General features: G+C 55.0%; 22 protein-coding genes and 1 pseudogene. 13 read left to right on the top strand and 10 right to left on the bottom strand.

Annotation, left to right across the window (positions count from 1 at the left end; genetic code table 11):
• The first annotated feature begins 102 nt into the window (after positions 1–102).
• The 8 genes from rpsA (at position 103) to AC4ANE_RS19755 (ending at position 9,374) form a co-directional block, all read left to right on the top strand.
• Positions 103–1,794, top strand: a complete 1,692-nt coding sequence (gene rpsA, locus AC4ANE_RS19790) for a 30S ribosomal protein S1 (protein ID WP_002554562.1) — start codon at positions 103–105, stop codon at positions 1,792–1,794.
• A gap of 320 nt (positions 1,795–2,114) precedes the next feature.
• On the top strand, positions 2,115–2,411 hold the full coding sequence (ihfB, locus tag AC4ANE_RS19785; protein ID WP_002554561.1) for an integration host factor subunit beta: 297 nt from the start codon (positions 2,115–2,117) through the stop codon (positions 2,409–2,411).
• A gap of 24 nt (positions 2,412–2,435) precedes the next feature.
• Positions 2,436–2,678 (top strand): lipopolysaccharide assembly protein LapA domain-containing protein, encoded by a 243-nt coding sequence (locus tag AC4ANE_RS19780; protein WP_002554560.1) that lies wholly within the window; start codon positions 2,436–2,438, stop codon positions 2,676–2,678.
• Between the two features lie 411 nt (positions 2,679–3,089).
• Positions 3,090–4,526 (top strand): MBL fold metallo-hydrolase, encoded by a 1,437-nt coding sequence (locus tag AC4ANE_RS19775; RefSeq protein ID WP_002554559.1) that lies wholly within the window; start codon positions 3,090–3,092, stop codon positions 4,524–4,526.
• Between the two features lie 257 nt (positions 4,527–4,783).
• Entirely contained in the window at positions 4,784–5,764 is a 981-nt protein-coding gene (locus AC4ANE_RS19770; RefSeq protein ID WP_002554558.1) for a UDP-glucose 4-epimerase family protein, read from the top strand.
• Complete coding sequence (locus AC4ANE_RS19765) at positions 5,757–6,773, top strand: MraY family glycosyltransferase (RefSeq protein ID WP_031597146.1); 1,017 nt, start codon at positions 5,757–5,759, stop codon at positions 6,771–6,773. The genes AC4ANE_RS19770 and AC4ANE_RS19765 overlap by 8 nt, the downstream gene beginning before the upstream one ends.
• Before the next feature lie 99 nt (positions 6,774–6,872).
• Positions 6,873–8,867, top strand: coding sequence for a polysaccharide biosynthesis protein (locus AC4ANE_RS19760; protein WP_004665954.1), 1,995 nt, complete (start codon positions 6,873–6,875; stop codon positions 8,865–8,867).
• A 159-nt stretch (positions 8,868–9,026) separates the two neighbouring features.
• Positions 9,027–9,374: a ComEA family DNA-binding protein gene (locus AC4ANE_RS19755; RefSeq protein WP_002554556.1), complete on the top strand. Its 348-nt coding sequence runs from the start codon at positions 9,027–9,029 to the stop codon at positions 9,372–9,374.
• A 104-nt stretch (positions 9,375–9,478) separates the two neighbouring features.
• Here the strand turns inward: AC4ANE_RS19755 and AC4ANE_RS19750 are convergent, their stop codons facing one another.
• A complete protein-coding gene (locus AC4ANE_RS19750) occupies positions 9,479–10,048 on the bottom strand; it encodes a TetR/AcrR family transcriptional regulator (RefSeq protein ID WP_002554555.1) in 570 nt (189 codons plus the stop codon).
• Positions 10,049–10,491: 443 nt separating this feature from the next.
• Here AC4ANE_RS19750 and AC4ANE_RS19745 point away from each other — a divergent pair, with 443 nt between their 5' ends.
• Entirely contained in the window at positions 10,492–11,769 is a 1,278-nt protein-coding gene (locus AC4ANE_RS19745; RefSeq protein ID WP_005731295.1) for an aromatic amino acid transport family protein, read from the top strand.
• 72 nt (positions 11,770–11,841) lie between these two features.
• On the opposite strand, the gene AC4ANE_RS19740 is transcribed toward AC4ANE_RS19745, so the two are convergent.
• The 3 genes from AC4ANE_RS19740 to AC4ANE_RS19730 all read right to left on the bottom strand — a co-directional run bounded on the left by AC4ANE_RS19740 (position 11,842) and on the right by AC4ANE_RS19730 (position 13,056).
• Positions 11,842–12,048, bottom strand: coding sequence for a hypothetical protein (locus AC4ANE_RS19740; protein WP_002554553.1), 207 nt, complete (start codon positions 12,046–12,048; stop codon positions 11,842–11,844).
• Between the two features lie 123 nt (positions 12,049–12,171).
• Entirely contained in the window at positions 12,172–12,654 is a 483-nt protein-coding gene (locus AC4ANE_RS19735; RefSeq protein WP_005731296.1) for a GreA/GreB family elongation factor, read from the bottom strand.
• A gap of 3 nt (positions 12,655–12,657) precedes the next feature.
• Positions 12,658–13,056, bottom strand: a complete 399-nt coding sequence (locus tag AC4ANE_RS19730; protein ID WP_002554552.1) for a hypothetical protein — start codon at positions 13,054–13,056, stop codon at positions 12,658–12,660.
• A 151-nt stretch (positions 13,057–13,207) separates the two neighbouring features.
• Here AC4ANE_RS19730 and earP point away from each other — a divergent pair, with 151 nt between their 5' ends.
• Complete coding sequence (earP, locus tag AC4ANE_RS19725; RefSeq protein WP_031597151.1) at positions 13,208–14,344, top strand: elongation factor P maturation arginine rhamnosyltransferase EarP; 1,137 nt, start codon at positions 13,208–13,210, stop codon at positions 14,342–14,344.
• A 99-nt stretch (positions 14,345–14,443) separates the two neighbouring features.
• Positions 14,444–15,013, top strand: coding sequence for an elongation factor P (locus AC4ANE_RS19720; RefSeq protein WP_002554550.1), 570 nt, complete (start codon positions 14,444–14,446; stop codon positions 15,011–15,013).
• 79 nt (positions 15,014–15,092) lie between these two features.
• Here the strand turns inward: AC4ANE_RS19720 and AC4ANE_RS19715 are convergent.
• From AC4ANE_RS19715 to AC4ANE_RS19705, 3 genes and pseudogenes are all read right to left on the bottom strand, one after another.
• A pseudogene (locus AC4ANE_RS19715) lies at positions 15,093–16,112 on the bottom strand (alpha/beta hydrolase).
• Between the two features lie 40 nt (positions 16,113–16,152).
• Entirely contained in the window at positions 16,153–16,572 is a 420-nt protein-coding gene (locus tag AC4ANE_RS19710) for an organic hydroperoxide resistance protein (protein WP_002554547.1), read from the bottom strand.
• Positions 16,573–16,811: 239 nt separating this feature from the next.
• Complete coding sequence (locus AC4ANE_RS19705) at positions 16,812–17,285, bottom strand: MarR family winged helix-turn-helix transcriptional regulator (RefSeq protein ID WP_002554546.1); 474 nt, start codon at positions 17,283–17,285, stop codon at positions 16,812–16,814.
• A 190-nt stretch (positions 17,286–17,475) separates the two neighbouring features.
• On the opposite strand from AC4ANE_RS19705, the gene AC4ANE_RS19700 reads away from it, so the two are divergent.
• Positions 17,476–18,222, top strand: coding sequence for a sulfite exporter TauE/SafE family protein (locus AC4ANE_RS19700; RefSeq protein ID WP_002554545.1), 747 nt, complete (start codon positions 17,476–17,478; stop codon positions 18,220–18,222).
• Here AC4ANE_RS19700 and AC4ANE_RS19695 read toward each other — a convergent pair.
• The 3 genes from AC4ANE_RS19695 to AC4ANE_RS19685 are packed head-to-tail and all read right to left on the bottom strand — an operon-like array spanning position 18,212 to position 21,318.
• Positions 18,212–19,072 (bottom strand): LysR substrate-binding domain-containing protein, encoded by an 861-nt coding sequence (locus AC4ANE_RS19695; protein WP_206597676.1) that lies wholly within the window; start codon positions 19,070–19,072, stop codon positions 18,212–18,214. The two genes, AC4ANE_RS19700 and AC4ANE_RS19695, sit on opposite strands and share 11 nt — an antisense overlap.
• A gap of 57 nt (positions 19,073–19,129) precedes the next feature.
• The gene (locus AC4ANE_RS19690; RefSeq protein ID WP_002554543.1) at positions 19,130–20,191 is read right to left on the bottom strand and encodes a glycosyltransferase family 4 protein; all 1,062 of its coding nucleotides are present in this window, start codon (positions 20,189–20,191) and stop codon (positions 19,130–19,132) included.
• Positions 20,188–21,318, bottom strand: coding sequence for a hypothetical protein (locus AC4ANE_RS19685; RefSeq protein ID WP_002554542.1), 1,131 nt, complete (start codon positions 21,316–21,318; stop codon positions 20,188–20,190). Before AC4ANE_RS19685 ends, AC4ANE_RS19690 begins: the two co-directional genes overlap by 4 nt.
• Positions 21,319–21,778: 460 nt before the next feature.
• On the opposite strand from AC4ANE_RS19685, the gene AC4ANE_RS19680 reads away from it, so the two are divergent.
• Positions 21,779–22,012 carry a DUF1127 domain-containing protein gene (locus AC4ANE_RS19680; protein WP_002554541.1) on the top strand — a complete coding sequence of 78 codons (234 nt, stop codon included), beginning with the start codon at positions 21,779–21,781 and terminating at the stop codon, positions 22,010–22,012.
• Positions 22,013–22,018: the final 6 nt, after the last annotated feature.

Raw genomic sequence — 22,018 nt, 5'->3', positions numbered from 1 at the left:
CCAGTCATAGTCCCGCAGGCTTTCTTTTACTTGAACGAAACCCACGTTGTCTGGAACGTGGCAGATGGGCGTATTCTTCGCCCTTGATCAACAGGAATTAAAATGAGCGAAAGCTTTGCAGAACTTTTTGAAGAAAGCCTAAAGACCCTCAACCTTCAGGCTGGTTCGATCATCACCGCTATCATCGTGGATATCGACTACCAGGCAGGTTGGGTTACGGTTCACGCCGGTCTGAAATCTGAAGGCCTCATCCCGCTGGAACAGTTCCACAACGACGCTGGCGAGCTGACCATCAAGATCGGCGATGAAGTTCACGTTGCGCTGGACGCGGTCGAAGATGGCTTTGGCGAAACCAAGCTGTCCCGCGAAAAAGCCAAGCGTGCCGAGTGCTGGATCGTTCTGGAAGCGGCTTTCGCAGCTGAAGAAGTGGTCAAGGGCGTTATCAACGGTAAGGTTAAAGGCGGCTTCACTGTCGACGTTAACGGCATCCGTGCGTTCCTGCCTGGTTCTCTGGTTGACGTCCGCCCTGTGCGTGACACGACTCACCTGGAAGGCAAAGAGCTCGAGTTCAAGGTCATCAAGCTGGACCAGAAGCGCAACAACGTTGTCGTTTCCCGTCGCAGTGTCCTGGAAGCCGAGAACAGTGCCGAGCGCGAAGCTCTTCTCGAGTCCCTGCAGGAAGGCCAACAGGTCAAGGGTATCGTCAAGAACCTCACCGATTACGGCGCATTCGTCGATCTGGGTGGCGTCGATGGCCTGCTGCACATCACCGACATGGCCTGGAAGCGCATCAAACATCCATCGGAAATCGTCAACGTTGGCGATGAGATCGATGTAAAGGTCCTGAAGTACGATCGCGAGCGCAATCGTGTTTCCCTGGGTCTGAAGCAACTGGGTGAAGATCCATGGGTTGCTATCAAGGCTCGCTACCCGGAAAGCACCCGCGTTACCGCGCGTGTTACCAACCTGACCGACTACGGCTGCTTCGCAGAGCTGGAAGAAGGCGTGGAAGGCCTGGTACACGTTTCCGAAATGGACTGGACCAACAAGAACATCCACCCTTCGAAAGTCGTTCAGGTTGGCGACGAAGTGGAAGTCATGGTTCTGGACATCGACGAAGAGCGTCGTCGTATCTCCCTCGGCATCAAACAGTGCAAATCCAACCCATGGGAAGATTTCTCTGGCCAGTTCAACAAGGGCGATAAAATCTCCGGCACCATCAAGTCGATCACCGATTTCGGTATCTTCATTGGTCTGGACGGCGGCATCGACGGCCTGGTTCACCTGTCCGATATCTCCTGGAACGAAGTGGGCGAAGAAGCCGTACGTCGCTTCAAGAAGGGCGACGAGCTCGACACCGTGATCCTGTCTGTTGATCCTGAGCGTGAGCGCATCTCGCTGGGTATCAAGCAGCTGGAAAGCGATCCGTTCTCCGAGTACGTCACTGTCAATGACAAGGGCGCTATCGTTCGCGGTATCGTTAAAGAAGTTGACGCCAAAGGCGCCATCATCACCCTGGCCGACGACATCGAAGCGACCCTCAAAGCCTCTGAAATCAGCCGTGACCGCGTTGAAGACGCGCGTAACGTTCTGAAAGAAGGCGAAGAGATCGAAGCCAAGATCATCAGCGTTGACCGCAAGAGCCGCGTAATCAGCTTGTCCATCAAGTCGAAAGACGTTGAAGACGAGAAAGAAGCCATTCAGAGCCTGCGTAGCAAGCCTGAAGTCGCTGAAAGCACTGGTCCTACCACCATTGGTGACCTGCTGCGCGCGCAAATGGAAAAACAGAACTAAGTTCTGCTTGACCACAAAAAGGACGACTTCGGTCGTCCTTTTTTATTTCTGCTGCTAAGGCCTTACAGGTTCTTGTTTCAGGAATGTCTGCACAGGCACTGCCCAGGCTGCCAAATGTCCTCAGTGGCCTCTCAGGCCGTCTCTATTCTTCGAATGCTCCAGCTCCCTTCCGATACGTCTCGCCTGTAATGTGGGTGTAATCTTTTCATGCCTGGTAGACAGTATTGAACATAAGTCAATAGATGGGCTGTTCAAATTCATCCGGTCATGCTAAAACCTTCCAAGCGCTGATCTAGCTGCTTGAAAAAGAAGGGAAAAATATGACGAAGTCGGAGTTGATCGAACGAATTGTCACCCATCAAGGGCTGCTCTCATCCAAGGATGTCGAGCTGGCCATCAAGACCATGCTTGAACAAATGTCCCAGTGCCTGGCGACCGGTGACCGAATCGAAATTCGGGGTTTTGGCAGCTTTTCACTGCATTACCGTGCACCGCGAGTAGGGCGCAACCCGAAGACCGGCCAGTCGGTTAGTCTCGACGGCAAGTTTGTCCCGCATTTCAAACCGGGCAAAGAGTTGCGGGATCGGGTCAATGAGGATGAAGAAGAGGGCTTTTGAAGCCATTTACCACAGGATCACCAGATGCGTATCTTCAAACGAGTCATTTTGATCGTCGCCGTGTTGCTTGCTGTTTTGGCAACAACCGTGTTCGTGCTTGAAAACCGGCAATCTGTCGCGGTAACTTTTTTCGGCTGGTCAGCGCCTCAGCTTCCGTTGGCATTGCCAGTTGTCCTGGCTCTGCTGCTGGGCATGGTTATCGGTCCGGTGCTGACATGGATATCCAGTCTTCGCAAAAAACGTACGCCTTCCCCTCGCTCCGTTTGAGCAGCGCTGATCAGGCGTCGCCGAAGGCATTTCTGGCGACGTAATATGCGTATTCTCCACGCCCTTGCACCCCATCGAATGGCATGCGGCGTTTCGAGGCTGGCATGTGCTTCACGCTTATCGTCGGTATTCTTCAAAAATCGGACTTATAATTCTGTCAGTTTATTCTTCTGTTGTACGAAGAGTAGTTACTTCAGTGTGTAGGATTAATCTCTTTTTTAATTCAGGTGCCCATTCTAAAGGGGTAGCCGGTTATCTTCTTTAGCAGCGCCGATTGCTGCTGTCCTGACAGCTTTGTGTCAAGTCTTGAAAATAAGCCTTTCACGTGCAGAATGCGCCGAAACTTACTGTTCAGATCCGATGCCGGATGTTGCAAACATCAAGTACAGGCTGGCAAGAAAAGGTAACTGCATGTCTTATCCGGAAATCATTCATCACGGTGCTGTCGATACGGTAACCGGTTCCTGTCATCAATTGTGTATGGACGCCTCGAGCAACCTGTTGATCGACTGCGGCTCGGTGCAGGAGCGCGGTGAGCGTGCCGCCTCGTTCGGGTTCGATCCCGAGACCATCAGAGCGCTGCTGGTCACCCATGTGCACAATGACCATGTCGGGCGTATCCCCGAGTTGCTGGCCTCTGGCTACAAGGGACCCATACTGTGCAGCGAGCCCAGCGCCCATCTGCTGCCACTGGTCATGGAAGATATTCTGAAGATCGAGTTTGCGCATGACCCCGAACAAATACAGCGTTACCTGGAGCTCATCAACAAGAGAATCATCGCGCTGCCATTCGATAACTGGTTCAGTCTGGTCGAACACGAAAAATTGCACTGCCGGGTTCGTCTGCAGCGTGCCGGACATATACTCGGTTCTGCCTATATCGAGTGCGATCTGCATTACCCTGCGCAAGGGCGTTCCCTGCGTGTAGTGTTCTCCGGTGATCTCGGCGCAAGTCACACACCGTTTCTGCCAGCCCCCAAGCCCCCGGAACGCGCGGATGTTCTGATTCTGGAAAGCACTTACGGTGATCGCCTTCACGAGGATCGCAGCATTCGCCAGCAAGCACTTGAGCAGATCATTGACAAGGCACTCGAAGATAACGGCACCGTTCTGATACCTGCGTTCAGCATCGGCCGTACTCAGGAATTGCTCTACGAGCTGGAGGACATTCTGCGGCGCAAAATGCCGTTGAATCACTCTGTCGAAAACAGTGCGCTCCCGGCTGGAGGTGAAGTACCGCCTGCCGATTGGTCGAGATTGCCGATCATTCTTGACTCACCTCTGGCGAGCCGGTTCACGAAGGTTTATCAGGCATTCGAAGACTATTGTGATGAGGATGCCCGGCTAAGGCTTGACGCTGGCAGAAAGCCGCTGGGTTTCGAGCAGCTGATCACCGTCGATACGCATGAGGAGCACCTGCGTACCGTCAACTACCTGACCAGCACTGCGCGTCCGGCCATCGTGATTGCCGGCAACGGCATGTGCGTCGGCGGCAGAATTGTCAATTACCTGAAAGCCATGTTGGGCGATGCCAGGCATAACGTGGTGTTTGTCGGCTATCAGGGCAAGGGCACACCCGGTGCAGCCATCCAGATGCACGGTCCTTTGGGTGGCTATGTCGAACTGGATCGTGAACGCTTTGATATCCACGCAGAGGTTCATACTGCCAAAGGTTACTCCGCCCATGCGGATCAGGCAGGACTTGTCAGTTTCGTGACCGGCATGAAAGAGTGGCCTGCGCAGATTCGACTGGTGCATGGCGAGGCAACTGCGAAAAAGATGCTGGGGAATATTCTGGGTCGTAAATACTCGCTTGAAAAAAGAACCGTGGAACTGCTTATTCCTTGAGGGGCGAGCGTGCTAGTTATGGTTGGGGGGTAATTGAATTTTCAAGGTGTGCACCTGACCCGGTTTAGTGTAAATCACCTCTGGCCCACACTGAAGGCCGGAGGGCACTGATGCAGGGATTTATACAGTTGATTCAGGTGCGTTGCCGAAAAGGGTTCTTACGCCAGCTGGAAAGTTATAAAATGAATTGAAGATATTTCAGTTGTCAAAAAGCGTCATATACGGAATATTTGGCTAATTTGGAAGGGCGTTCTTGCATGAGCGGTGATGTTGCATTGGTTGCAATAACAGGTGCGACAGGTTTCGTGGGCAGTGCTGTGGTGCGCCGATTGATTGAGCATACCGGTCATTCTGTTCGGGTCGCGGTGCGAGGGGCCTATAGCTGCTCTTCAGAACGCATCAATGTTGTCAGCGCAGAGTCTCTGGCCCCGGATAACCAATGGTCTGATCTTGTGGCCGGGGCGCATGTAGTTATTCATTGTGCTGCCCGGGTCCATGTACTCAATGAGACTGCTGACGAGCCGGATCAGGAATACTTTCGCGCCAATGTCACTGCGACGCTGAATCTTGCCGAGCAAGCTGCAGCAGCGGGGGTCAGGCGCTTTATCTTCCTCAGCTCCATCAAGGCCAACGGCGAGTTCACCCATCTCGGTGCGCCGTTCAGAGCCGACGATCCCTGTAATCCACTGGACGCTTATGGTGTTTCCAAGCAGAAGGCCGAGGAGGGGCTACGCGAGCTTTCTGCCCGATCCGGTATGCAGGTTGTGATTATTCGTCCGGTTCTGGTCTATGGCCCGGGGGTCAAGGCCAACTTCAAGAGCATGATGCGCTGGCTCGACAAGGGGCTGCCGCTTCCGCTCGGGTCCATCAACAATCGTCGAAGCTTGGTGGCGGTGGATAATCTGGCTGATCTGGCCATGGTCTGCGTCGATCATCCTGCTGCAGGTGACCAGACATTTCTGGTCAGTGACGGGGACGATCTGTCCACTACCCGACTTCTGCGTGAAATGGGCAAGGCCCTCGGAAAACCGGCACGCTTGCTGCCGGTGCCTGCAGGGCTGTTGAAAAGCGCTGCTGCATTGCTTGGCAAGAAAGCCTTTTCACAACGGTTATGCAGCTCGCTGCAGGTCGATATCAGTAAAACCTGTACGATGCTGGACTGGCATCCACCTGTGAGTATTGAACACGCCATGCAGGATACTGCTCGATATTATCTGGAACACGACAAACATGATTGAGTGGCTGTCAGTCATTGCTATTGCCTTTGTGTCTCTGCTTCTGACGGCGTTGCTGCGCAAGTATGCCCTCGCCAGAAGTTTGATCGACGTTCCAAATGCCCGCAGCTCACATTCCACACCTACACCCAGGGGCGGTGGCGTTTCTATCGTCGTTACCTTTGTCATGGCGATGGCAGTTCTGGCTTGGGCGGGGGGGCTATCTGCATCGGCTCTTGCTGCAATCGTCGGCTCGGGAGGGCTGGTCGCCGTGATCGGTTTCATGGACGATCATGGGCACATCGCCGCACGATGGCGCCTGCTGGGGCATTTTTTTGCCGCTGCCTGGGCGTTGTTCTGGCTGGACGGGCTCGCTCCGGTTGACATCATGGGGTGGACATTCACCCCTGGTGCAGTCGGCCAGGTACTCGCGGCGTTCTACCTGGTATGGATGTTGAATCTTTATAACTTCATGGACGGTATTGACGGGATCGCTGGTATCGAGGCAGTTACGGTGTGCCTGGGCATGAGCATCATTTATGCGCTCGGTGACTATGTCGGGCTGTCGTGGGAGGTGCTTTTGCTGGCTGCCGCCGTTGCCGGTTTCCTTTATTGGAATTTTCCGCCGGCGAAGATATTCATGGGCGATGCAGGCAGCGGATTTCTCGGAATAGTGCTCGGTGTGCTATCCATTCAGGGTTCCTGGGCCTCGCCTCAGTTACTCTGGTCCTGGCTGATTCTGCTGGGTGTGTTTATTGTCGACGCCACGGTAACGCTTGTCCGGCGTCTGTTGCGCAAGGAAAAGCTCTATGAGGCCCATCGCAGCCATGCTTATCAGTTCGCGTCACGTCATTACGGCAGGCATTCGCCGGTCACGCTGGCTGTGGGGCTGATCAATCTGGTCTGGTTGTTACCTATTGCGATGTGGGTGGCACTGGGCGATGGCGAAGGGCTGATATGGACGGTAATTGCGTACATCCCCCTTGTTTTTCTGGCGCTAAGGTTCCGCGCCGGTGAGGCGGAAATCAGGTAACGAAGCGGTTTTCTGGTTGTCTCAGGCTCGTAGCTGTTTCACAGATACTGGTATGAGGTGATGGTTCAGCCGGTATCATAACGGAGCATTAAACAATTGATGAGCAGGTTGCGGGCCAGTTTGCTGGCTCTACCACGCCGCAAAAAGCGAATAATTCAGGTCGCTGCTGACGTTCTTCTTGTCTGGCTCGCGCTGTGGATGTCGTTTGTCGTGCGCTTGGGAATTGATGAGTTGATCAATCCTCTGGAAAAACATACCTGGCTTTTCATCAGTGCGCCGCTGGCTGCTATCCCATTGTTCATTCGTTTTGGCATGTACCGCGCGGTGATGCGCTATTTCGGCAACGACGCCCTGATTGCGATCATCAAGGCCGTCACGATGTCCTCTCTGATCCTCGGTTGCATGGTCTACGTTTACAGCAATCACCAGCAATTGGTGCCGCGCTCGGTCATCTTCAACTACTGGTGGCTGAGCATGGTGATGATCGGCGGCCTGCGCCTGGCCATGCGGCAGTATTTTCTCGGCGACTGGTTCGCCGCAGCGCAACACGTACCCTTTGCCAAGAGTGACAACGGTCTGCAGAAGGTCGCCATTTACGGCGCTGGCGCGGCAGGAAACCAATTGGTTGCTGCCTTGCGCATGGGACGCCTTATGCATCCGGTGGCGTTCATTGACGATGACGAATCGATTTCCAATCGGGTGATTTCCGGCCTTCAGGTCTACAAGCCCCGAAATATCCAGCGAATGATAGATTCCACTGGTGCTCAGGAAATCCTGTTGGCGATCCCGTCTTCATCGCGCGGGCGTCGCCGGGAAATTCTGGGCTTTCTGGAAGGCTTTCCGCTCCACGTACGAAGCGTTCCCGGCTTCATGGACCTTGCCGCTGGCAGGGTCAAGGTAGACGATCTTCAGGAAGTCGATATCGCGGACCTTCTGGGACGCGATGCAGTTCCGGCCCGAGACAACCTGCTTGAGCACTGCATAAAGGGCAAAACGGTGCTGGTAACCGGCGCAGGCGGCTCGATCGGCTCAGAGTTGTGCCGACAGATATTACTGTTGCAGCCCACCCAGTTGCTGTTGCTCGACCACAGCGAGTTCAACCTCTACAGCATTCTTACCGAGCTTGAGCAGCGAGCGGCTCGCGAGTCTCTCTCGGTCAAGTTGCTGCCCATACTCGGGTCGGTACGCAATCACCCCAAGCTGCTGTCGATCATGAAAACCTGGAAGGTCGACACGGTCTATCACGCTGCAGCCTACAAGCATGTCCCTATGGTCGAGCACAATATTGCCGAGGGAGTCATCAATAACGTCGTCGGTACGCTCAATACCGCACAGGCGGCGTTGCAGGCGGGTGTTTCCAACTTCGTTCTGATTTCCACCGACAAGGCAGTGCGCCCGACCAACGTGATGGGCAGCACCAAGCGCCTTGCCGAACTGATACTGCAGGCGCTGAGTCGCGAGACCGCGCCGGTGATATTCGGTGACAAGGCCAACGTTTATCAGGTCAACAAGACGCGCTTCACAATGGTTCGTTTCGGCAATGTGCTCGGGTCGTCCGGTTCGGTTATTCCGCTGTTTCACAAGCAGATCCAGTCAGGCGGACCGTTGACGGTGACGCATCCCAAGATCACCCGTTACTTCATGACCATCCCCGAGGCCGCGCAGCTGGTCATTCAGGCGGGTTCCATGGGGCATGGTGGGGATGTGTTCGTTCTGGACATGGGCGAGCCGGTCAAGATTGTCGAACTGGCCGAGAAAATGATCCACCTGTCCGGTCTGTCCATTCGCTCCGAAAAAAACCCGCAGGGAGATATCTCCATCGAATTCACCGGGCTGCGTCCTGGTGAAAAGCTCTATGAAGAGCTGTTGATCGGGGACAACGTCGTTGCCACCGAGCACCCGATGATCATGAGTGCGAATGAAGATTTCCTGCAGTGGGATGTCTTGAAGGGCCGTCTTGTAAAACTGCTGGATGCGGTGGATCGCGACGATTACAACAGCGTGCGTCAATTGCTGCGAGAAACCGTAAACGGGTATGCACCGGAAGGTGAAATCGTTGACTGGATGTATCAGGAACGCAGCGGCGAACCGTGATTTGATCAACGATTACCGAGTGCCCGGCAACGGCAGACATACGTTGATTGATCTGGACATAGACAGCAACGCTCGACTTCTTTTCCAGGCGGCAGCAGTGCTCTAAGTTTCAGGCACAGCATGTGAAATGCTGCCTTTAACTGTTATGGAGCCTTATCTATGCGAACCCGTATCTTCAGTGCTTTGATCTTTGCCTTGCTTACCAGTGCCTCGGTTGCGGTCAACGCCACTGCGGCACCGTCTTCCTCCGCCGTGTCGCCCGCCACCATGGAAAACGCAGCGCCCGCCGCCGTTCACGAGCAACGTAACGATAAGGTCAATCTCAATACCGCTGATGCGCAAATGCTTCAGAAAGAACTGGCGGGTATAGGAAAAAACAAGGCCGATGCCATCGTTGCTTACCGGGACGCCAATGGCGAGTTTACCTCCGTCGATGAATTGATCGAAGTAAAGGGCATTGGCAAGGCTATTCTGGAGAGGAATCGCGAGAAGCTGGCAATTGATTAAGCCTCGCTCTATCCATTAAAAAAACAGGCCGATCAATGATCGGCCTGTCTGTTTATGCACGCTTTATCGAGAACGGATCTTGATAACGTTCTGTTTTCGATAAGTCAGTTGGCGCTCTTCTTTATCTCCTGTTTGAGATAGTCCCGGGTCGTGTCCAGAATGCGCTGCGACAATTCTTCGTTAAAAGCACTGCGGGCGAGTACCAGGCCGCCTACCAAGGTAGACAGCACCGGCAGGCTCTTGGATTCAGCACCCGTCTGCGCCAGAGACTGATCGAACAGTTCCAGCAAGTGAAGAATGATTTTATCCGTTGTTGCGCTGGGCTGGTCGCGCTGACCCAGTTCCAGGCACATGGTCGGTAGTGGACAACCGCCGTCTGGCGAATCGCGACTGTCTATAGAGAGGTAGAGATCAATGAATTCACTGAGCGAGTCCTGTCTGGCGAAAACGTCGCTGGTGATTCCTTTTACATTGTCGAGGGCGTGACTCAATGCCTGTTCAACAAGATCATCCTTGGATTTGAAATGCGCGTAGAAACCGCCATGGGTCAAGCCCAGTGCCTTCATCAAAGGTTGTAGGCCCGTAGCACCAATGCCATCGCGACGAAAGCGCATGGACGCTTCCTTGACGATACGTTGATGGGTTTGGGCCTTATGATCGAGCGCGTAACGCATGCGCTGAGTCTCCAGAGATGGGCCAATGTGTAACAGCATTTATACATGGATAGATGAATCGATGCAGCAGGCTTTCAATCGTGATGAGAACTTGTACCGGAATCAAGTGAAAGAACGCCTGTCTGCTTATCCAGCTAATGAGTGAGGCTGGCTGAAAAACGCAAACTGTTCCCGCGCAGAATGCAGGCACGGGTGCTCACTGAGCGCGCTGCCCTGTAAAACCACGACGTCGTCGACAAGAGGTCGATCATTCTCCAGCCCTTTGTGCAGAAGGCGTGCACGGGATTGCCTGCCTACAGTCCGGAAATTGTTGTCCTACAAGCCTTTGACTTCTGGCGTCAATCCCGGAGAATCTCGCCCGCTGTTTTCGAGGGGAGCGCTGAACTGCCGGCTTTTTCGACGCGCTGCCCTTTTTGATAAACCGGCCACGGAGAGTCGACCGGATGAATGATCAGGCTAACGGCGTCGTAGAACGCCTGGATGTAGCTCCCGAGAGCATCGCCTCTTGGAACCGTAATGACACCACCTGGATGCTCGGATTGTTCGGTACTGCCATTGGCGCAGGTACGCTGTTCCTGCCCATCAATGCAGGCATCGGTGGTTTCTGGCCACTGATGGTGCTGGCGTTGCTGGCGTTTCCCATGACGTTCTATGCCCACCGCGGGCTGACCCGTTTCGTACTGTCCGGGCGTGAAGGGGCCGATATCACTGAAGTGGTCGAGCAGCATTTCGGCAAAAGCGCCGGCGCGATGATCACCTTGCTGTATTTTTTTGCGATCTTTCCGATTCTGCTGATCTACAGCGTGGCCCTCACCAATACCGTGGGCAGTTTTCTTGAGCATCAGTTGCACATAGCGCCGCCGCCACGCGCAGCGCTGGCGTTCGTGCTGATCATGGGCCTGCTGGCCGTGGTGCGTTGTGGCGAGCGGATCATCGTCAAGGCGATGAGCCTTATGGTTTACCCTTTCATCGTCGCACTGCTGTTTCTGGCGGTATTCCTGATTCCGCACTGGACCGGTGGCATCCTGAGTACCGCGACCACCTTTCCCGAGCCTTCAGCGTTCCTGCCTACCCTGTGGCTGGCCATTCCGGTAATGGTATTTTCGTTCAACCACACGCCGATCATCTCGGCGTTTGCCGTTGATCAGAAACGTCAGTACGGCGAAAACGCCGAGGTACGCAGTTCGCAGATACTGGCCCGCGCCCACGGTTTGATGGTGGTGATGGTGCTGTTCTTCGTGTTCAGTTGCGTATTAACGCTCTCGCCAGCCCAATTGGCCGAGGCCAAGGCACAGAACATTTCGATCCTTTCCTACCTGGCCAACCACTTCAACAACCCGACCATCGCCTTCGTGGCGCCGCTGATTGCGTTCGTGGCTATTTCCAAGTCGTTTCTCGGCCACTACATCGGTGCAAGCGAGGGCCTGAAAGGGCTGGTTCTGAAAACCGGGCGTCGTCCTGCACCAAAGGCGCTGGATCGTCTGACAGCAGTCTTCATGCTGGTGGTGTGCTGGATGGTCGCAACGCTGAACCCGAGCATTCTGGGCATGATCGAGACCCTGGGCGGGCCGGTGATTTCGGCGCTGCTGTTCCTGATGCCGATGTATGCCGTCTACAAAGTACCCGCCATGCGCAAATATGCAGGTGCATGGTCGAACTACTTTGTGGTGGCCGCCGGTGTGGTGGCGATCTCTGCACTGATTTTTTCGCTGACACGCTGAACCCGGCAGACATGATCCTGGAAGCTGCGCCGATATACCGGCGCAGCCTTTGGCCAGGCTCTGCAATCAGGGTCAATCCACAGGTTCGGGATACAACGGCCTGGACAAATGCATGATGCTGGCATAGTCATAGACGTACTGGCGTCCCGCATGGCTGGTGGAACGCAATTGGTCGATCAGCTGTCGCTCTTTCTTGTTCAGGTATCTCAACGCCGGATCTTGACTGGACTTCAGGCGATCACGTTCATGGGCGTCAGGGAAAGCGATGACGTTCGTCATGAAAAATCTCCTTGGGTTTTAGTCCTTGTTTGCTTTGATGTTGCCCCGGTTGCGGTGATGATGGCGACGCTTCACCTTACCCACAAAAACTTGGTGCGATCAACCCTGTAGATGCCGGGTGTGTCACATCGTTTGTGTGATCTCGTAGGATTGTCCGCTGCCGTTGATGACAATCTGTACGGCATCGTCTTCGAATTTTCCCAGCAAGCTCTGCCCCAGCGGTGCCTTGGCAGTGATGACCGTGACCAGTTGTTCACCTGCGCTGACCTTCAGGCCAGCAGCATCAGGGCCGAGAAACAGGTATTGCGTCTGACCGCTCAAGGCTTCGACAGCGACAAGATCACCGGTCTGAATGCCGCGTGATTCATCGAATGGCTTGAGCGACCATTTCCGATACGCCGCCAGCGACTGGCGAATCTCCTCGACACGTCGTGCCTGGCCTGCTGCCAGATACGATGCTTCCAGCCCCAGCGTGTCGTATTTGTTCTCGGCAATATTCTCTTCGTGGGTTGCCGTTTCGTAGGCGGTCTGTGCCGCCCGTTGCGCGATGTCCAGATCGATTTCCAGCTTGTCGATGATCGATTGCAGCACGTCCTGCTTGTTCATGGTTTATCCGCAGTACTGATTGATGCTGGCGCGACTTTTTTCGCTCGGCGCAGTGCGGTCCTGCTGTATCCAGAAATCACACTTGGAACGGTTGAAGGTGCGCTGTTGTTGTTCCTGAGCCTGTTCACGGGCCTGACGGGCCTCGCTTTCACGCAGGCTTTGCTCGTATTTGCGGAACATTTCAGTCTCCGGGCCAGACGGCGCGGCAGTTTTTTGCGCAGGCGGGGCGGTGAGCTGGGCGGCGGCGTTTTCCAACGCCTGGGTTTGCGCCGGGGGCAGGCTTTTGTAATACAGCAGTGCGGTCAGAAACACCGCCATTACGCCCAGCCAGATACCCAGCGCAATGCAGACAATCAATTTCAACGACACATACAGGTCGCGACGGCGGGTAGTGGATGACATGGCTGAACTCCTTGCAGGGCAACAGATGCGATTGTGCCATGCCTGATGGCCGGGCATGAAAACTGTGCTGTCCAGTGGCATCAGGCTGGTGGCAACGGGGCGTTCTGAACGACAATCAACGTTTTTTGCCATCCAGCCTCAGGGAGCCACGATGAAAGTCTCGTGGGACATTTTTTGCAGCGTAGTCGACAACTACGGTGATGCCGGCGTGACCTGGCGTCTGGCACGCCAGCTGGTTGCCGAGCAGGGTCTGCATGTGCGTTTATGGATCGATGACCTGTCGGCTTTCGTTCGCTTGTGTCCCGACGCTGATCTTAAGGCTCAGCAGCAATGGCAAGAGGGCGTGAGGGTGTGCCAGTGGCCCGCTGAATGGGTAAACAGCGATATTCCTGACGTGGTCATCGAGGCCTTTGCCTGCCGCCTGCCGACGCCCTATACCGAATCGATGCTGCAGCGTTCGCCAAGGCCGCTGTGGTTGAACCTTGAGTACCTCAGCGCCGAAGACTGGGTCTCGGGTTGCCACGGTTTGCCTTCGCCACAGTTGAACGGTTTGAAGAAGTTCTTTTTCTTTCCCGGATTTTCCGACGCCACGGGCGGCTTGCTGCGCGAAAGAAACCTGATCGAACAGCGCCAGAGATTTCAGCAAGACAAGGCCGCGAGGCAAGGTTTCTTGCAGGGGTTGGGCGTCGAACCGTTGCCTGATGCCCGCTTGATCTCGGTATTTGCCTATGAAAATCCCGGGCTGGGCAGCTGGCTTGACGCGCTGGCCAGCGACAGTCGGCCGAATCACCTGCTGGTGCCGGAGGGGCGCATTCTCGCCGATCTGCGGCGCTGGCTGGGTGTCGACGATGAGTTACACGCAGGTTTCATGCAGGTAAGGGGAGGGCTGACGGTTCAGGTGTTACCGTTCATCCGCCAGGAACGCTACGACCAACTGCTGTGGAGCTGCGATTTCAACGTCGTGCGCGGCGAAGATTCATTCGTCCGTGCGCAATGGGCGGGGCGGCCGATGCTCTGGCACATCTATCAGCAGGAAGACGACGCGCACCTGCCCAAGCTTGATGCGTTTTTAGCGCTCTACCTGGCGGATCTTGCGCCTGAGGCAGCGCATGCTGTGAATCAGTTCTGGCAGAACTGGAATATCGGCAGCGACCTGGACGAAAGCTGGCTGGCACTCACCGAACACTGGGCTGAAATTGAAAAGCACGCCGGGCACTGGTGTCTGCAACAAGCCGCACAGACTGATCTTGCCACGGCGCTGGTGCAGTTTTATGGAAATTCGCTATGATACGCGGCCTTGATACAAGGCTCTGTACGAAAAAGGCCTGCGCAGGCTGTTTCTCGTACAGAGCCTTTGGTTAATTCCATCCAAATTCGGATATATGCAATGAAAACTGGTAAAGAGCTGAAACCCGGTACCGTGATCCGTCTCGAAAACGATCCTTGGCTGGTTCAGAAAGCTGAATTCACCAAATCCGGTCGTAACAGCGCGATCATGAAGACCAAGCTGAAAAACCTGCTGACCGGTTACAAGACCGAGATCGTTTACAGCGCCGACGACAAGCTGGACGATGTGATCCTCGATCGCAAGGAAGCCACCCTGTCTTTCATCAGCGGTGACACCTACACGTTCATGGACACCACTGACTACACCATGTACGAGCTGAACGCCGAAGACATCGAAAGCGTTCTGCCTTTCGTCGAAGAAGGCATGACTGACGTTTGTGAAGCCGTATTCTTCGAAGACCGTCTGGTTTCCGTAGAATTGCCGACCACTATCGTGCGTCAGGTCGACTACACCGAAGGCTCCGCTCGTGGCGACACGTCGGGCAAGGTCATGAAGCCTGCCAAACTGAAAAACGGTACCGAGCTGAGCGTTGCTGACTTCATCGAAATCGGCGACATGATCGAGATCGATACCCGTGAAGGCGGTTCCTACAAAGGCCGTGCGAAGTAAGCATGGTTTTGTAACCCCGTTACGCAAAAAACCCGCATTGCTGCGGGTTTTTTTACGGCTGAAGTTTGAGCGTCTGCCTTTATTTCAGGTGTTCTTTCAACTCCTGAGACGCCTGCAGGATGGCTGAGCGAACAGCCGGGACCTGGCTGACCACGTTGAGCAGACCGTAGTCATGGATCATGCCGTTGTAACGTACCGCCGTGACCGGCCCGCCCGCCTGGTCCAGCTTGCGCGCATAGGCTTCGCCTTCATCACGCAGCACGTCGGCACTGGCGGTCTGAATCAGCGCCGGTGGCAGACCTTTCAGTTGCTCGGTGGTGGCGCGCAGCGGCGAGGCGTAGATCTCGTTGCGTTGCGCGGCATCGGTGGTGTAGTTGTCCCAGAACCACTTCATCATGTTACGGGTCAGGAAGTGGCCTTCGGCGTATTGGTTTTATGAATCGTTATCAAAGTTGGCGTCAGTCACCGGCCACAGAAGCACCTGATACCTGAGCGCCGGAGTGCCTTTTTCTTTGGCCATCAGTGCAACGACCGCTGCCATGTTGCCGCCTACGCTGTTACCCGCCACAGCCAGGCGCTTACCGTCGACGTTGATTTCCTTGCCGTGCTCAGCTACCCATCTGGTTGCTGCGTAAGCCTGGTTGATCGCCGTCGGATAATGCGCTTCGGGTGAAGGCGTGTAATTGACGAACACCGCTACCGCGCCCGAGCCCACGACCAGATCGCGGACCAGTCGCTCGTGGGTCTGGAAATCACCCAGTACCCAGCCGCCGCCGTGGAAGAACATGAAAACCGGCAAGGTCCCTTTTACGCCAGCAGGGCGCACGATATTCAGGCTGATCGGCTGGCCATCGACGTTGATGGTCTTTTCGCTGACATCGGCTTTGGGCAGCGTCAGTTTGACCCCTGCCTGTGCTCCTACCAGCACGGCCCTGGCATCTTTCGGCGACAACTGCTCAATGGGCTTGCCAGTGCCCGAATTCAAGGCATCGAGAAAAGCCTGAGTGTTGTGCTCGATGGCAGGATCGCCTGCGGCAAACGCGCTGCCGATGGACAGTGCGAGAAGCGTACCCGTCATGACTTTGCTGAAGGTCTTCATGTTCGTTCCCTTGCTCATGTTCGTATCTATGGCCGGTGGGTTAGACGGTTACATGCAGGCGCACATCGACGTTGCCGCGTGTGGCGTTGAAATAAGGGCAGACCACATGAGCGGCATCGACCAGTTGCTGAGCGTCGGCTTGTTCAAGGCCGGGCAGGCTTACATGCAGGTCGATGTCCAGACCGAAACCACCGGGAATCTGGCCAATCCCTACGTGGGCGGTGATCGAGGCGTCTGCCGGGATGCTGCGTTTGCTCTGACCGGCGACAAATTTGAGGGCACCGATGAAGCAGGCCGAATAACCGGCAGCGAACAGTTGCTCCGGGTTGGTGGCTGCGCCGCCAGCACCGCCAAGCTCTTTCGGAGTGGCGAGTTTGACGTCGAGAATCTTGTCGTTGGATACGGCACGACCATCACGGCCGCCTGTGGCGGTTGCAACTGCGGTGTAAAGAGTGTCCATGATTTTTCCTCGTTCGGTAGGGTTAATTGTGCAAAATACTTGCGCGCTAACTAAGTGCAGGGCAAAGGTAGTGCAAGGATAGTTAGCGCGCAAGCTAAATTTTGCGAAAAGTCGAAAGAGGTCTTTTCCGGAGGAGGAAAGCTACCAGGGCGGGCAGTTGGAAATCTTGCCAGCCCCTTGATGTGCGGGGCTTTGGCGAGACGAGCAACAGGTCAGTCCGGGGGGCGTGACCCTTTGTCTTAAAGGCTCTGGTGCAGATGGTCACGCAAGTCCAGCAACTGTGTCTGCAGGTCACGAAGCCTTTCCATGTTCAGGCCGCTCGCCGACAGAATACAGCCGGGTATGCTCAGTGCCTGGTGTTGCAGTGCACGACCTTGTTCAGTCAGGTGCAGCAATACCACGCGTTCGTCTTCCTTGCTGCGGGTGCGGCTGATAAAGCCCTCGCCCTCAAGACGCTTGAGCAAAGGTGTCAGAGAGCCCGGATCGGTGAGCAGGCGCGTGCTGACATCACCTACGGTAAGGCCGTCTTTTTCCCACAGCACCATCATTGCCAAGTACTGCGGATAGGTCAGTCCAAGCGCCTGCAGCAGCGGTTTGTAAACCTTGGTCATCATCAATGAGGTGGAATACAGGGCGAAGCACAATTGGTTATCCAGCAGCAGCGAATCGCAATCGGCAGGTGCAGCGTGGGCAGGGTTTTCTTCGGCACTCATATCAGGTCCTCAAACTCAGTCGAATGAGTTTAACTTAGTGTTGCATTCTTTAATGTGCCAGATAATTTCGAGCGTGCAGGCTCAAAGCGCTGACAGCTTGCGCCGCGCGCAAAAAAAAACAGGTAACACCGGGTGTTGGTTGCGCGCAGGACTGCGTAGCATTTGGCCATTGACTGGGCGGGGACGTAGTGTGATTGAAATTGTGATGTTTGTGTTACTGGGTGCAGCGATGGGCACCCTGGGGGGGCTGTTCGGAATCGGTGGTGGTCTTGTGGCGATTCCCGCGCTGGGTGTGCTGTTCGGTCTGGATCAGCAGCTGGCGCAAGGGACAGCGTTGTTGATGGTGCTGCCTAACGTGTTGCTCGCCTTGTGGCGCTATAACCAGCGCAACCGGATTTTGCTTCGTAATGCGTTGATGTTGATTGTTCCCAGTTTTATTTTTGCCTGGCTGACGTCGCTGCTGGCGGTGCGCGTGGATCCGCAAAGCATGCGCCTGGGCTTTGTCGGCTTTCTGGTGGTTCTGACCGTGTTCAACGTGGCGCAGATGTATTGGCGCGGCCATCAGGCCGGTAGCGGGTTGCGCCATGAAAAATGGCTATGGCTGCTGGGCGTCGGGTCCGGTATGACCGGAGGTCTGTTTGGCGTTGGCGGGGGAGTGGTGGCCACGCCGATTCTTACCAGCGTGTTTGGCACGACACAGGTTGTGGCGCAAGGGTTGGCGCTGTCCCTCGCAGCCCCGAGCACCGGAATCACGCTGGTTACCTACGCGCTGCACGATCACGTCAACTGGTCGATGGGCGTTCCATTGGCCATTGGTGGTCTGGCGAGCATCAGTTGGGGTGTCAAACTGGCGCATTCGCTGCCGGAGCGAACGCTGCGCCTGATGTTCTGCGTGTTTCTGGTGCTCTGCGCAGTCATTCTCGCGCTCAAGGTTTGAAGCCGTCGATGATGTAGTCGGCCATGCATTCGGTGATGGGCGAGGGGTTTTTCGGATTGCGCAGCAGTACGATGCTTGCCGTTGGCAGCTCGGGCAATTGTTCGGCCGCGCCGATGATGCGCAAATCTGCAGTGATCAGGCTTTGAAACTGTGCAGTGACTGCCAGGCCCGCGCTGACCACTGCTGTGATTGCTGCCATGCTGGAGCTGCTGTAGGCGATGCGGTAATCACGCTCCACGCTGTCCAGTGCGTTGCATGCCCAGTCGCGACAGAAGCAGTGCGTATTGAACATCGCCAGCGGAATGGGGTTTTGCTCATGCGGAGCAAAACCGCTGGCTTCCATCCAGACCAGACGCTCATGACGCAACAGCGTACCGATCTCGGTGCCGGGCTTGCGCGTAACGATGGTCAGGTCCAGGTCCAGGTCATTGCGTTGCAGCAGCAGGTCGGACGGTTCGCAATGCACCTCTACCTGAACCAGCGGGTAGGCCTGCGCGAACTGCGAAAGAATGCCGGGCAAAAAGCGCATCACGTAGTCGTCGGGCGAGCCGATTTTTACCACCCCGATCATGTGTGGCTCGCGCAGCGTATTGAACACCTCACTGTGCAGCTTGAGGATGCGCCGCGCATAGCCAAGTAACACTTGCCCCTCTGCCGTCAGGTTCAGGGTCCGGCCTTCACGCTGGAACAGTTGACGCTGTACGACATCCTCCTCCAGACGCTTCATTTGCATGCTGACCGCCGATTGAGTGCGGTTCACGGCTTCACCTGCGCGGGTGAAACCGCCGTGGTCGGCAATTGCCACAAAGGTGCGCAGCAGCTCTGTATCGATGCCTGGATAGTTGGCCAAACCATCAATCTCCCAGATGGACTGAATAAGAAACATTCTTCAAGCTGATCTTATGCGTCAGCTCTGTTTTTTGCGATGACGACTTTTAGATGAGGACCGGTCAATGAGTGACTGATAGGCATGGACATAGTTTTCGGCCATTTGACGCGCTGAAAAACGCTTTTGAAACTGCTCGCGTATTCGCATGGCAGATAGCTGGTCCACCTTATGGACGGCGGCTACCGCTTCTGCTTCGTTGCGGACAACGAAGCCTGTGACTCCGTCTTCTATGACTTCCGGGACTGAGCCGGAGGGAAATGCGATCACTGGAGTACCGCACGCCATTGCCTCGATCATGACCAGACCGAAAGGCTCTGGCCAATCAATAGGAAACAAAAGTGCCAAGGCGCCTGACAGGAAAGTGGTTTTTTCCTGCTCATTGATCTCACCTATGTATTCGACCAGCGGGGAATCCAATAGCGGACGTATGTCTCGTTCAAAGTAAGCGCTGTCAACGGCGTCTATCTTGGCAGCAATCTTGATGGGGATATCGCATTGTTGGGCGATGCGAATGGCCGCATCGACTTGCTTCACAGGCGTGATTCGTCCCAGAAAAGCAAGGTATGTCCTTTCCACTTGCCGGGGTGTATGGAGTTGTAGCGGCAAGCCGTGATACACCGTGCCCACCCAGTTGGCGGCTGGCAGATCATTGCGTTGAGCGTTGGAAATCGAAATAAGCGGCATGTCTGCAAAGGTATTGAACACCGGTTTGAGTGCGGGCAGATCGACTCGACCATGCAAGGTGGTAACAAACGGTGTGGGCTGGCGGCTGAACAGGGAGAAGGGGTAGAAGTCCAGGTGGAAGTGAATAATGTCGAACTCCTGCGCACGACGCCTCACGCGTTCCATCATGACCAGGTGCGGGCTGATGACGTCGAAGCTTCCGTAATCGAGCCTCAGAGCGGCGGGCCAGACTGCATCAAGCTCTGCAGACGTCAATGAGTCGCCGCTGGCGAACAACGTCACTTGGTGGCCTAGTTCAACAAGTGCCTCAGTGGGGTAGGACACCACTCGCTCCGTACCTCCGTAGCGTTGAGGCGGGACCGCCTCGAACAAAGGGGCAACCTGGGCAATTTTCATAAGCGATCTCCGTTTTCGGGTACGTTTATCCATTCCCTGATTTTTTGAGCGGCCACTGCGTCACCTCCGCTGCCGAAGCGTTCGATCAGCCGAGAAGTCTTGCCGCCTGTGCACTGGCGCATGCGGGCAACTGCAACTGCCATTTTTTCATTGAGAACGGCACTTCGCTCAATGTCTCCCAGTGTTGAAATCGCCTCGTCGATGCTAGCCAGACAGGTTTGTGTGGACGTTGTGTAATCAATGTTGACGCCCAGCGTTTCCCAGCCTAGCTCCGCGTCAACCATACCGGCGTTGCGCAGATGAGCCAGCTGAAGGCCTTGCGTATTGTTGACCGGCGGCAGCCATATGACCGGTGTTTGCATAACAGCCGATTCGTAGATGTTGCCCAAGCCAGGTGTACAAACTGCAAATTGGCAGTCATGCATCATCCGGGCGACCTCCGTAAGGGGGTAAGTGGTGGCATCGTCTGATTCCAGTGCTTCTGCGATTGTTTGGCTGGTGGCGATGTGAAGCTTTACCCCCTGATCGAGTGCTGCACGCAAGGCGAGCGTAATCGCGCGGGCAAAGTCGATAAGCATCGCCTCATCGGTATAAGGGTTCTTAAGTCCGCCCAGATTAAGCAGGACAACGTTGGACTCACTATTTCGAGGTGCGTACCTGGTTCGGGATGTAATGGGCGGGACAACAAAGTGATTTTTTGATTTTATGCCCGCTAGGCGTTCAACTACGCCTATAAAGTTCTGGGCAATATAAAGCAAGCGAGGGCGGTGAATAAGTTCTTCGATGCGGGGCCAGCGTGTTTCTGCTTGCCAGCACCAGGTCAAGGCATCATAAAAAACAACGCGTTTACCTAAGGACAGTGATCGAATTGCTATGTCGAGATCCATGGCTGTTACAACGATATCGACATCAGAGATTATTTTATCCCAGTCTCTCGGGCTGCTTCCGGTCATGTCATGGATTTTTCGATAGGGAAGGTGCTTTTGCAGATCCAGTGAGTGCCCTTCACCCGCGTAGGCATGGCAGCCGCTGCCTATAAAGTAAGGTGCAATGGCGGCAATTGCCGCAGAGGGACCGAATCCAAATGGTTCGGCGTTGAATAAAATGCGATTGGCTTCCATGCCCATGTGTTTCTCCAGAACGCTACATATTACCGATGCACGTCTTCTCGTTTAGGGGGCGCCTCTTGGCACCCTCAGCGGTTAGCTATTATCTTCAATGGACGGGTGTCAGCCGTTTTTATAATGGGCATTGGTATAATGGTTGTTATAGTAGTTACCCAAGAAGCTGTTTTCAGAATTCTAGAACGTTCACGGGGCCTGTCAATCGAAACGCTAGTCTATTCTGTAATAACGAAAGCGCTTGGCTTGCTGTAAGGTCGCTGTATGTCTGGCTTGGGTTTTTATATAGTAGTTATATGTCTGTCGGGGCAAGTGGGCACTTAAATAATTATCGACTGCCGGTGTGAGCGGCAGCACATTTTGGTCGATCAATACATCAATTTTAAAGATGCATTGCATAAGAAACATTCGTTGGATTGATCTTGGGTCAGGCGCGAGACTTTAGTCATCTCACACGGAGGGCAAGATGATGAATGGTCAAAAAGAGTGTGTATTGATCGAAAGGCCTGCCGGGCATGCTCAGCCTGGCAAGGCGTTGGTGTGGTTGAAGCATCACTTGCAGCGCTGGCTGGAGCTGCACCGTCAGCGCCGCTATCTGGCGCAGATGAGTGATGGCACGCTGAAGGATCTGGGGCTGAGTCGAGCCGACATTCAGCAGGAAGTCGAGCGTTCGTTCTGGGATGACCCGCTCAAGCGCTGAGCGGGC

This window comes from Pseudomonas sp. Pme6b (assembly GCF_058129925.1).
This window is presented reverse-complemented; position numbering and strand designations above follow the sequence as displayed.